The organism is Pseudodesulfovibrio piezophilus C1TLV30 (genome assembly GCF_000341895.1).
In the GTDB taxonomy this organism is placed as follows: Bacteria; Desulfobacterota; Desulfovibrionia; order Desulfovibrionales; family Desulfovibrionaceae; genus Pseudodesulfovibrio; species Pseudodesulfovibrio piezophilus.
The window spans coordinates 713,191-725,491 of sequence record NC_020409.1 but is presented as its reverse complement, the minus strand read 5'-3'; the positions used below and the strand labels follow the sequence as shown (position 1 = coordinate 725,491).

The 12,301-nt window shown below is 48.0% G+C and carries 9 protein-coding genes; all 9 read right to left on the bottom strand.

Annotated elements, in window-relative coordinates:
* Positions 1 to 233: 233 nt before the first annotated feature.
* The 9 genes from BN4_RS03535 to phnE all read right to left on the bottom strand — a co-directional run bounded on the left by BN4_RS03535 (position 234) and on the right by phnE (position 12,300).
* A complete protein-coding gene (locus BN4_RS03535) occupies positions 234 to 1,652 on the bottom strand; it encodes a sigma-54-dependent transcriptional regulator (RefSeq protein ID WP_015413980.1) in 1,419 nt (472 codons plus the stop codon).
* A complete protein-coding gene (locus BN4_RS03530; protein ID WP_015413979.1) occupies positions 1,637 to 3,136 on the bottom strand; it encodes a sensor histidine kinase in 1,500 nt (499 codons plus the stop codon). Before BN4_RS03530 ends, BN4_RS03535 begins: the two co-directional genes overlap by 16 nt.
* A gap of 305 nt (positions 3,137 to 3,441) precedes the next feature.
* Positions 3,442 to 4,296, bottom strand: coding sequence for an agmatinase (gene speB, locus BN4_RS03525; protein WP_015413977.1), 855 nt, complete (start codon positions 4,294 to 4,296; stop codon positions 3,442 to 3,444).
* 10 nt (positions 4,297 to 4,306) lie between these two features.
* Positions 4,307 to 5,476, bottom strand: a complete 1,170-nt coding sequence (gene nspC / locus BN4_RS03520) for a carboxynorspermidine decarboxylase (RefSeq protein ID WP_015413976.1) — start codon at positions 5,474 to 5,476, stop codon at positions 4,307 to 4,309.
* Entirely contained in the window at positions 5,476 to 6,666 is a 1,191-nt protein-coding gene (locus BN4_RS03515) for a saccharopine dehydrogenase family protein (protein WP_015413975.1), read from the bottom strand. The genes nspC and BN4_RS03515 overlap by 1 nt, the downstream gene beginning before the upstream one ends.
* A gap of 35 nt (positions 6,667 to 6,701) precedes the next feature.
* On the bottom strand, positions 6,702 to 8,615 hold the full coding sequence (gene speA / locus BN4_RS03510) for a biosynthetic arginine decarboxylase (protein ID WP_015413974.1): 1,914 nt from the start codon (positions 8,613 to 8,615) through the stop codon (positions 6,702 to 6,704).
* Positions 8,616 to 8,902: 287 nt separating this feature from the next.
* On the bottom strand, positions 8,903 to 9,700 hold the full coding sequence (locus BN4_RS03505) for an acyl-CoA dehydratase activase (protein ID WP_015413973.1): 798 nt from the start codon (positions 9,698 to 9,700) through the stop codon (positions 8,903 to 8,905).
* Positions 9,697 to 10,971, bottom strand: coding sequence for a double-cubane-cluster-containing anaerobic reductase (locus BN4_RS03500; protein WP_015413972.1), 1,275 nt, complete (start codon positions 10,969 to 10,971; stop codon positions 9,697 to 9,699). Before BN4_RS03500 ends, BN4_RS03505 begins: the two co-directional genes overlap by 4 nt.
* Positions 10,972 to 11,196: 225 nt before the next feature.
* Complete coding sequence (gene phnE / locus BN4_RS03495) at positions 11,197 to 12,300, bottom strand: phosphonate ABC transporter, permease protein PhnE (RefSeq protein ID WP_015413971.1); 1,104 nt, start codon at positions 12,298 to 12,300, stop codon at positions 11,197 to 11,199.
* Position 12,301 lies beyond the last annotated feature (1 nt).

The window sequence follows — 12,301 nt, the reverse complement described above, 5'->3', positions numbered from 1 at the left end:
TGCATAAGGCAATAGTCATGCCAGCTTTGGTGTGCTTGCTTGTTTGTTAACTGTCTGAAATAATTTTATAAAATAAAAAAATAAAAGGCAGTAGAAATTGTGGCGAAGGGAGGACTGTCTGATTTTTTTACGAAGTGAAAAAAAAGCTGTCGTCCAAGGGAGGATGACAGCTTTTAAGCTTCAGGACGTTTCGTATCGCCTGATTTGCGTTTGTTCTGTGAAAAGGAGAGATGTCAGGAAATGATAGTATGTGTTTTTAGACCGTACTTTTCAATGCGAGCCAGTAGGGTTGGGCGGGACATGCCAAGGAGACGTGCTGCTCTTGTTCGGTTACCGTCAGTGATCGCTAGGGCCTCGCCCACGACGAGCCGACCGGAATAGTCCATGAGCATTTCGAAACAATTTTCTCCGGCGTATTGGGTGAGTACTCGCCGAATTTCCGATTTGAAGGACTCGTCTGATTTGTCTGCCAGGGAGCTTTGGGCCGTGGAGAGTCCCACCGCCTGTGTTAATTCGTCTCGAGTAATGGGGGCACCCCGGTTGAAGATGAGTGCTTTTTGAATGATATTAACTAATTCTCGGACATTTCCTGGCCAATCATGAGCGGCCAAGAAGTCTTTTGCTTCTTGCGCTAGCCCAGGGTTTGTCATTTCCATTTCAGCGCTCAGGCAGGCGAGGAAATGATCGGCAAGTTCAAAAACATCTCCCTCCCGGTCTCGTAAGAGTGGCAATCCAATTGTCACAACGTTCAATCGATAATACAAATCTTCGCGGAAGACCCCATCAGCCACAGCTTGTTCCAAATTTCTGTTTGTAGCAGCCAGGATTCGTACATTTGCGCGAAGAGCTGTACCTCCGCCCAACCTCACAAATTGTTTTTCCTGTAGTAAACGGAGAATCTTTGCTTGAATGTTCAGCGGCATATCACCAATTTCATCAAGAAAAAGAGTCCCGCCGGAAGCCTGTTCGATTCGCCCGGCCTTGCTCCGGTTGGCTCCGGTAAAGGCTCCTTTTTCATAGCCGAATAGTTCTGATTCGAGCAAGGTGTCTGGTATGGCGACACAGTTTATGGGGCAAAATGGCTTGTCATGTCGTTGGCTGTATTTATGAATTGCCAGGGCTACCAATTCCTTTCCAGTCCCGGACTCTCCTCGAATAAGTACAAGAGCATCGGTCGCGGCCACGCGGCCTATGGATTTATAGACATCCTGCATGATGCGACTACTTCCCAGCAGTTGATCAGGTTTTGTCAGGACCGCAGTGGGAGCGGTTGTTTTTTCTTTGCTGCACCGGGCTGTCTCCAGAGCTTGGTTGATGAGAGTCAACATCTCCGGAATATCGAATGGCTTGAGAATGTAATCAAACGCGCCCATTTTTGTTGCTTCGATGGCAATTTCCGTTGTTCCATATGCTGTCATGATGATGACTATCAGGCGTGGATCAATGGTCCGCATTTTCTGGTATGCTTCCAAACCAGTCATTCCGGGCATACGCATATCCATGATCACGAGATCTGGTGATGATTGTTTGACGGCTATGACACCTGCTTCACCAGAAGAAGCCACATGAACGTGATGACCTTCCTGGGTGAGCAGTTTCTCAAAGCTTTGCCGGAGTTGTGAATCGTCGTCTACAATCAGGATCTGAGCCATTCGCTTGATTCCTTTAGAGGGATGGCAAGGACAAAGGTTGTCCCATCCGAACCGGATGATTTGAGATGGAGCCACCCACCGTGTTCGGTCATGATACGGTTGGCAATGGAAAGTCCGAGACCAGTCCCTTCTTCCTTGGTGGAGTGAAAAGGTTTGAATATCTCATCCTTGAACGCGGGAGGAATTCCGGGACCATTGTCCGTCACAGTGAGAATTGCCATTTTCCCATGGGGCACGATGGTTGCGATATCTTCAGTGATAGATATTCTGCCTCCATTAACCATGGAATCGCACGCATTGAGGATAAGATTCATAAGTGCCTCCTTGAATTGTTCAGGGTCCGCACTGACATCCGGCAGTCGTTTCTTGCGGCAAATAGTGACAATGACATTGGAAGCTTCCAGACGATGGACAAGGAGGGTCAGAGTACTTTCCACAAGGTCGGATGGCGAGACTTGTTGAGGCCGAAGTTTTGGAGGGCGGGAAAATTCAATAAAGTTGCGTATGATGGTATCAAGATGTCTGATCTCTTCGGATATGACGTCAAAATCTTCTTTTTGAATGGCATCCAGATCAAGGCTACGCTCCAGCGAAAAAAGACGCATTTTGACGGAAGTCAATGGGTTTCGAATGGAGTGAGCAACTCCGGCAGCCAACTTTCCCACAGTTGCCATTTTTTCGGATTGTACTACTTGGTCTCGACTGTGCTGAAGCATCTCATAGGCATGTTCCACATCATCCATTAAGGTTTGAATACGGTCGGAGAGTGCTCCCATTTCTCCTGATAAATGGTCAGGGAGTGCCTCTTCCAGTCTGGCGAGTTTTCTAATGGGGTCCAGAATACGCTTTACGAGGATGAATCCAAGCCATATGGCGAGCAGGGCCGAAACTGGCATAGCCGTGAATGAGAGGACTGTCAGCAGTTGGGCCTTTGCCTTGTAAGAGACCGCAGCCAGAGTTATTCGGTGCTGATAGAGAGCTTTGTATTCTTCGCAGAGATCATAGAGAGTTTGGTATTTTTCTCGTATATTTTTGTGTTCTTGGAGCGCTTGTTGTGTGCGCCCTTTGCGATAGAGATTAATAACATCGTTTCTGGAGTAGACATATCGGAGATAGCCAGAATCAATGTTATTGAGAATTTCCCTTCCTTTTTCAAGATAATTGGACAGTCGTGCCTGTTTGAGAAAAATCTCGAATTGCTTGTGGTGTCCATTGAGACGCTGGAGCCATGTTTCATCATGGTCCAGCGAATAATACGTGGTCAGTCCCTGTTGGGACATTAATTCTTTTTGCAGACTCTGGGCGGAAAAAAGGGCTTGGATATCATGGGTCGCCATTTCCTGGAACATTTCTTGTGTCGCTCTGACATACCACAATGTTAGAGACGCTCCTGCAAGAGTTGCCACGACAAGACCTGTAAGTAGCAAGAGGAGTTTTGTTCTTAAAGGAGAAAAAGGCGAAACAGCCTGGCGGTTTTCAATCATGGTCCGTACTTATAGTTTTTTTGTATACAGAGGAATGCTAATTCATTTGGCTCTTGCATATACCCTTACTGCATAGAATCTGTCTTGATCAATACTCTTTCGTGGAATATCGCATTTCTGGCGCATTCTACTGAGAATTATCACGAAAAAATGGAGATTTCCCAGAGATTAGGGATAAGAAGAGAGTATGCTTTACCACAAGGTAAGTATGATGTCTTGAATGGGAAGGAGAAGAGCAGGGGGGGGGGACCTATCTCTTCAACTGGAGAGTTGTAGACTCTCCAGTTGAAGAGATAGGAATAGACTTAGGGTGTTTCGTATAATCCCAGCAGGGTATAAACGAGTTGTGCTGCTGCAAAGTCTGAAGCATGATCACCAGATTGTGGAGCGAGTTCGACAACATCGGCACCAATAAGTGTTCTGTTCTCCAGAATACGCTCCAAAAGTGTCAAAGTATTGTGCCAATTCAGGCCACCGGGAACCGGTGTGCCTGTGGAACGAATCACTGAGGGATCCAGTCCGTCTACATCAAAGGATATATATATCCTGTCCGGAAAGTCCGAGGGAAGGATGTGCGTCGGGATACCTTTGAGATGAAGTTGGCGAGCATCAAGATGTGGTATTTCGTTTTTTTGGCGGTACACCGCTTCTTCTTCACACAGGGCGCGTACTCCAATTTGGAAAACGGGAATGTTCAGGTCTTCCGTAGCCCGTCGCATGACACAAGCGTGGCTGTAGGGTGAACCTTCGTAAGTATCTCGAAGGTCTGCATGTGCATCAAATTGGACTACTCCAAACTTGCGTCGAGCCTGTTTCATACCGCGTAATGCCCCCAAGGTCACGGTGTGCTCTCCGCCAAGGACAAGTGGCATGGCTTCGCATTCCAGAGCATATGCCACGGCATCTTCAATGCGGTCCAGTGTTTTTGCTATCTTCCCGGAACAGTCCACCGGATCAGCTGTGTGAATGCCAAAGTTGGCAGGGACGCTTGTGCCGTCCCATAATTCCAGTTGTCTTGAAGCAGTCAGAATTCCTTCGGGGCCTGCCGCAGTCCCTGCGCCATAGGAAACCGATGCTTCAAGGGGAACTGGGATCACATGGAAAGTGGCGTTTTCTGGCTTTGCATTTTGAATTTCACCAGCGAGAAAATGTGATGCCATGAGTCATCTCCTAGGAAAGTCTGTCACGGAATTCGGCATAGCCGAATTGACGGACAAGGGTGAGAAGATTTTTTTCGGGAGCAAACCGGTATATAGACGGTAATGGGATGCCGTTGAATGTATTGGTTTTAACCATCGTATAAATAGCCATGTCGGTGAATATGATTTTTTCTCCGATACTCAAGGGAGTATCAAAAGAATACTCTCCGGCAATATCTCCGGCAAGACAGGATGGTCCGCCTATTCGACAGGTCCAGGCTTTGGCATTGGGGGGTGCAGAGTACACGATATGCGGTCTGTATGGCATTTCAATCACATCGGGCATATGACAGGGGACAGCGGAATCCATAATGACCACAGGCATATCTGCTTCGATAATATCAAGGACTGTCGTGACAAGATATCCCGTATTCAGTGCGACGGCTTCGCCTGGTTCCAGATAGACTTCAACATCCCATTTTTTTTTGAAGCGGGATATGAGTTCAATCAGGAGTTCAACGTTATAGCCAGGGCGGGTAATATGATGCCCACCACCGAAATTGACGTAGCGCATAAGCGGGAGAATGCCCGCAAACTGTTTTTCTACGGCGGTTATTGTGCGCTCTAGGCAATCCGCATCCTGCTCGCAGAGATTGTGCCAATGAAGACCGGCGATTCCGTCCAGATTTTGTGAGTTGAATTGATCCCGGCGAATGCCTAATCGAGAGCCGGGAGCGCAGGGATCATAAAGAGGTGTGGTTCCTTCTGAATGTTCTGGGTTGATGCGCAGGGCCAGTTCTATTTTTCGACCGTTGTCAGCTGTGATTTTTTTGACCAGAGGGCGGAATCGGTCGAGTTGAGCAAATGAATTAAAGACAATGTGATCACTGATAGAGCATAGAGCATGGATGTCAGCTTCAGAATATCCGGCAGCGAAGGTATGAACTTCTTTGCCAAATTCTTCATGTCCCAGCCTTGCTTCATGTGGAGAACTGGCGCAGACTCCATCGAGCGTTTTCGCCAATATTGAGAATATGTCGTGCATCGCAAAGCACTTGAGGGCGAGCAAAATTTTACACCCAGCCCTTTCCTTGACCGAGGAAAGGATTGCTAGATTATCTCTGAGCAATCCTTCGTCGATAACATAGCTTGGCGTTTCGACCTCGGTGGGGGCAAAACGGTATTCCAGGTGTCCGTTCACTACAGCTCCACTTCCTGCCACGGTAACCCGTATTGATTCAGAGCAGTCATGAATGGATCAGGGTCGAATTGTTCCATATGAAAAACGCCGTTGCCGGTCCACTTGCCAGTGAGCATCATCATGGCACCTATCATGGCCGGAACACCCGTTGTATATGAGATGGCCTGAGAACCGACTTCTGCATATGCTGCTTCGTGACTGCATATATTGTAAACATACATCTTCTTTTCCCTGCCATCTTTAAGACCTTTCATGACATTGCCTATGCATGTCCTGCCCTTGGTCAAGGGGCCAAGGGAACCTGGTTCAGGCAGGATAGCCTTGAGAAATTGAAGTGGCTGGATTTGTTGCCCATTGTAATTGATCGGTTCGATAGACGTCATGCCAATTCCTTCCAGCACACGCAGATGGGTCAGATATTGATCCCCAAAGGTCATCCAGAAGCGGGCTCGTTTAAGACCTTTAATATGCAGTGCCAAGGATTCCAATTCCTCATGGTACATTAGATAGCATTTCTTTTTGCCGATCCCCTCTGGGAATTCATAATCCATGGACCAAGCGAGGGGATCTGTCTCTACCCATTCACCGCGTTCCCAATACCGGCCGCGTTGCGTGATTTCCCGGATGTTGATTTCCGGGTTGAAGTTGGTGGCAAAGGCCTGGCCGTGATCTCCGGCATTGCAGTCGATGATATCCAACTCATGGATTTCATCAAAATGATGCTTCATGGCATGGGCAGCAAAAACATTGGTGACACCTGGGTCAAATCCGGAACCAAGCAGGGCCATGAGGCCGGCTTCCTTGAAGCGCTCCTGATAGGCCCATTGCCATTTGTATTCGAACTTGGCTTCGTCCGGTGGTTCGTAGTTGGCAGTATCAAGGTAATTAACGCCAGCTTCAAGACAGGCATCCATGAGTGGAAGATCTTGATATGGTAAGGCCAGGTTGACGAGAAGGTCAGGTTTGACTTTTCGAATGAGTTTGACTGTCTCATTGACATTGTCTGCATCCAGCTGCGAGGTCGATATATCCATACCGGTCCGTTCCTTAACAGACGCAGCAATGGCATCGCATTTGGATTTGGTTCGGCTTGCGAGGTGGATATCGGAAAAAATCTCAGGGGCCATGGCACATTTGTGTACCGTCACGCTGCTGACGCCACCAGCGCCGATGATCAGAACTTTGGACATTGTCGTATCCTCATATATCTCTTGAAAGAGTATGCTTATCGTTCGAAGTAAGTGTAACCCTGAAGCCCATTTTTGTAGGCCCGGAGAGTTTCACGCCTCTGGATAGGGGTGATGCGTCCTTGTCGAACCGCTTCTTCAGCAGTTTCACGAAATCGATTGAACAGAGCTTTGGTATCATATTCCACATAGGAAAGAATATCTTCTACCGTATCTCCTTCCAATTCGCCGACAAAGTCAAATTCCCCATTCTCCTTGATCCTGACTGTGACAATATTCGTATCACCAAGCAGGTTATGGAGATCACCAAGAGTTTCCTGATAGGCACCGACAAGAAAGGCCCCGAGGTAATACTCTTCGGATTCTTTCAATTCATGGAGGCGCATGGTCCGTTTGACTCCCTGGCTATCAATGAAACGATCAATTTTTCCATCGCAATCACAGGTAATGTCTGCCAGCAATCCTTCACGTACCGGTTTCTCATTGAGCCTGTGCACAGGCATGACAGGAAAGAGCTGTCCTATTGCCCAGGCATCAGGAAGAGATTGGAACACGCTGAAGTTACAATAATAAATGTCAGACAATGCTTCTGTAATCCCTTCCAATTCGTGAGGGAGGGCGTGAAGGTCTTTGGCCAATGAGGCGATTCGATTAATAGTTTCCCAGAAAACGTTGTCACCAAGAGCGCGCTCTCGGAACGTCATTTTTCCGTGATTGAATGCCTGGCGTACTTCATCTCGGTAGTAGAGAATATCGTTAAAACACTCCTGAACATTACGGATATTGAGGACCTGCAATGTTTCAAAGAGGTGTTGAATATGAATATTCGTTCCTTCCGGGAGACTCTCCGGCAAGGGCTCAGGTTCAAATCGTGCAGAATCAAGCACATTGAAAAGGAGCATCGAATAATACGCAACCAGAGCGCGTCCAGATTCGGTGATGATGATTGGATGGTCGATTTTCTGTTCATCAAGGACGGTCATGACACCTTCCACTACATCGACGCAGTATTCATTGACCGAGTAGTTGCGACTGCTCATAAAGTTGGTTTGGGTACCATCGTAGTCAACAGCAAGCCCACCCCCCAAATCAAGATAACGCATTCCTGCGCCTTCCGCTACCAGTCCGGCGTAAACGCGGGTGGCTTCAGCCACGGCATTACGTATCTCTCGAATGTTCGGGATCTGTGATCCCAGATGGTAATGGAGCAGTTGCAGGCAGTCGAGCATATCAGCCTCTTTAAGGCTGTCGATGACGTCGATGATTTGCGCTACATTGAGACCGAAAATAGACCTGTCGCCACCTGACTCGGCCCATAAACCGTTCGCCTGGGAGGAAAGTTTGACTCGCACTCCCAAGATGGGTTTGATTCCGAGGGCTTTTGAGCGTTCGATGATCAACGGAAGCTCGCCCGGCATTTCCACAACAAGAATGCACTGGAAACCCAGTTGGGTCGCATGAAGGCCAAGGTCGACAAATTCTTCGTCCTTGTAGCCGTTGCAGACGAGGACTGCTTCGGTATCGCCAAGCATACCCATGGCTGCTATCAGTTCGGCCTTGCTCCCGGCTTCCAGACCATGGTGGTATTTTTTGCCGTGACGAGTCACGGCTTCCACTACCTGCTGCTGTTGGTTAACCTTGATAGGGTATGCACCAAGATATGAGCCTCGATAGTCGAGACTCTGGATGGCAGCCTGAAAGCTGTCGTTGAGCAGGGAAATTTGTGTGTCGAGGATATTCTCGATGCGAAGCAGAACAGGCATATCAAGCCCGCGCTCCTGAACTCCAGCGATGATCTCAGGAATACTGACCGCATTGTCAAAACATGCGGGAGATGAAGTTACCTGAAGTTCACCTTTATCGGAGATGCCGAAGAAACCAGCGCCCCACTCGCGGACGCCGTAGAGTTCTGCGGACCGTTCAGCGGTCCATCTTTCCAGTGAAGGGGTCACTCATAAATCCTCCATTTAATTGGAATTTTTTCGGTTTATAGTCGAACCTGTCAAATGAAGAGGCAAAGCCTGTCACCGACCGATGGCGGGATTTATGTTTTCGTTTCGAAAAAGTCAACACTAAAGAGGAACTATGTGTCAAACTCGATTGTTTTATCTGATTTAGCGGTGGTCATCAGGGTCAGGACGTTTGGGTTAAGCGATGTAGAGGATAATCGGATTTCACAATTCCCTTGGTATTGTTCTCTGGATCGCCAGGAGGGATCAAATTGATCAAAAATATCGAATCAGAAGATCTTATTAGCTGAGGGGGAGTTCGATCTGGTAAGGGTTTCACAATGCAAGGCAGCACCAAGAGCGCCAATCATATCTGGTTCATCAGGGACAAGCAGTTCTTCCCCCAGGGCCGCTCCAGTTTCATGAGCGAGTAAGGAGAGAACACAGAGATTATTTGCTACACCGCCAGAGAAAACAATTGGGGTTTTTAGGCCGACACGGCGCATCATCGTAATGGTTCGTTTGACGATGGCTTTATGTAATCCCAGTGCAATACTTTCGGGAGATTCTCCACGAGCCATGAGGGATGTGGCTTCCGTTTCTGCAAAGACTGTGCAGATAGAGCTTATTTCCGGGGGATTGTGTCCTTTCATGGCATAACTCCCAAAGTCTTCAACCGGTATCTGAAAAACTCCGGCTGTGTATTCCAGGAATTTACCGGTTCCGGCTGCACATCGATCATTCATTTCAAATTTTAAGACTCGTCCTGCGGAGATGGAGACAGCTTTGGTGTCTTGTCCTCCTATATCGAGGACTGTCCGTACTTGGGGAAACAACGAGAATGCCCCAATGGCATGAGCTTTGATTTCCGTGATTGTGTCGCATGGGCATTCCAGCCCCAAACGTTGGATGAGATTGCGTCCGTAACCGGTCCCGACCAAGGAGGCTGGGCGCAATCCATCCAACAGTTTGGAACACTGTGAAATTGGGTCGAATGTCGTTGGAACTCGCGCAGAGTGGCAGAGTTTTCCATCGCGAAGAGCTACCAACTCTATAGAGCGGGAGCCGATGTCGATTCCGATTTTCACGCAAGAGTCTCCATAAAGGCTTCCACCCGAGTCTTTAATTGTTCGACATCCTCCATGGAGTAGTCGGTTTCAATGGAAAGCATTGGAATGTTCTCAGCCTGGAGTGCTTTGTCAATTTTAAGGGCTTCGTGGGCGTAGGGTTGGCAGAAGAGCAGGCTGTAATGGATCACTCCATCCGCATTCATGTTTTTTGCGAGGGCCGTTACATTCTCGAGCCGTTCATTGTTTGGAGTAAAACAGGCACAGTCGATTTTCATGTAACGTTCCACGAGAGCGTCTATCATTTCTTCCATGGTACTGGCAGATTCATCGACCAAGTCACGAGAATTGCGGGTCCCTATGCAGGACTCTTCGCCAACTATGACCGCACCCGAGCTCTCTATGACATATGGGAGCTTCCAGTTGGGAACGGCCATGGGACAGCCGGAAAGCAACAATCTCGGCGCGTTGGATGGAGCGACTCCCACCTGATCGTTGATTCTTTGTTCGAGTTCTTCACAGAGTTCATTGATTTTAGTCGTAAACCTGATTGGATCATCATAAAAACTGATTTGGTTGATCAGCAAGGCATCGCGACCAGAGATGGGAGCGGGGGAAGCTTTTCGCAGTGCAGTAAGGCGTTGAAGAGCACGGCGTTTATCGTTCGTAATACTGATTCCCTGCTTGAGCTTTTCCGTCGTAATGGTTTTCCCTGTGAGTTTTTCCACCTCGGCCATATATCTGAGAATTTCAGATTTCCAGAGGGCTTTGGCCGCATCCGTTTTTGTCTGCGGGACTTCCATGACATATGTCGGGGCTATTTCATTGAATGTTTCATAAGCCTTTTTCTTGCCATCGCAGGTGGTTTCTCCAACGATCAGATCGCTTGATTCAATAAAAGGACAAATCTTGGCCATTTTAAAGCCGATGAAAGATTTGATCAAAGCGCATGTGTTTCTGGGAACAAGCTGCTCTGCCAAATCCGTTCCAGCCTCGGCTCCTGCACAGAGACCAACATGGACTGCATCTGCTGCGAGGGTTATTTCTTCAGGGACAAAGACACAGAATGATCCAATGACTTTTCGTCCTTCCGCTTGAGCATCCTGCAGTTCCTTAATGCGAAGGCCATGAACCTCTGATAAAACAAAATCAAGATATTCAGCACCCTTGAGCCTGTTCTCTTGGGACATGTATATATCCCCGTAAAATTTCCCCAGGACTCCGAGCAGGGCATCGTGCGCATCAATATCAAGGTTGAGTTTTTCCCACATTTCATGATGTGTTTCAGACATGCTGTCTCCCTTTTGGTGGTCAAACACGGGTTTTGTATCGAATGTTTCTATGTTTTACTATTGGGTTTGTCTATGTTTTCAAGTCGTATTCGTGCAATCTATATGAACTTGCTGGCGATTTGGCACTATGGCAACAGGTTGTGAGATACACAATCATAAGAAGAGTGGGAGCAAAAAAGGCAGTTCAAAGAACTGCCTTTCACATTATTCAGAAAGCCTTGTCTGTTAGACAAAACGTCTTCTCAGGATACCGCACATATAGTCGATCAGTGTCACCGATACGATGACCATGATCATCATGGTGCAGACTTCGCGGTAAAGGTAGCCGTTTATCTTGTCAAACATCAGAAATCCGATGCCGCCTGCTCCAACAAAACCGAGAATGGTGGCTGAACGAACATTGGCTTCAAAGCGTAAGAGTGTGTAGCTGACAATAAGAGGCATGACTTGGGGGATGACGGAAAAGGCCATTATCTGAGCTGGTCCTGCGCCGGATGCGGCCACGGCTTCCACCTGTCCAGCCTCGATTTGCTCAATTGCTTCTGAAAAGACTTTGCCGAGAATGCCGAAGGTGTGAATGGCGAGGGCGAGGACTCCGGCGTATGGGCCAAGCCCTATGACGGCTACAAAGATCAGTGCCATGACAAATTCATTGAATCCTCGACAGAAATCAAGCATGCGTCGGGCTGTAAACTGTCCAAACCATCGGATGATTCTTTGGTGGGTTCCATCACCCTGAATCATCAACTCCAGGGTGTTTTTTGCTGCAAACATGGCCATGGGGATGGCGGCGATAAAAGCGATGAGTGTTCCCCATATGGCGATGGCCATTGTTTCTATAAGTGCAATTGTATATTCCTTTATATGTGTCCGTGCTGTTTCAGGTGGAAAGTACCCGCCAGTCTTTTCATCCGAAATACGTGTGTATTCCTCTTGAACTATCGCTTCTCTTTCTGCCGGAGAGACTGCTGCCATGCGAGTCTCTGCAATCTTCCGTGCTTCTCGCTGCATGGCGACTGGGTCCAGTTTTTGCCCTTGGGCCAGATGTCTTTTTTTGACTTCCTGATAGGACTCTTCGAAGGCGATAATCTCGGGTAAACGGCGGGCCTGGTCCAAAGCGGATTGTCTGTCTACCTCGTTCAGTTCTCTGCCAAAGAGATATTCAAAGGCATTGTGTCTTTTTTCATAGAGTTTGAACGGGTCAATATCCGTGGAAATGTATGAAGCGACGAGCACTGCAAAAATAAGTGTCATAAGGCCCCCCAGGGCGAGCTTCTGGATAAAGCTCTTCCTGGGAGTAACCTGTTCGAGTGTCAGATCCTGGCTCATG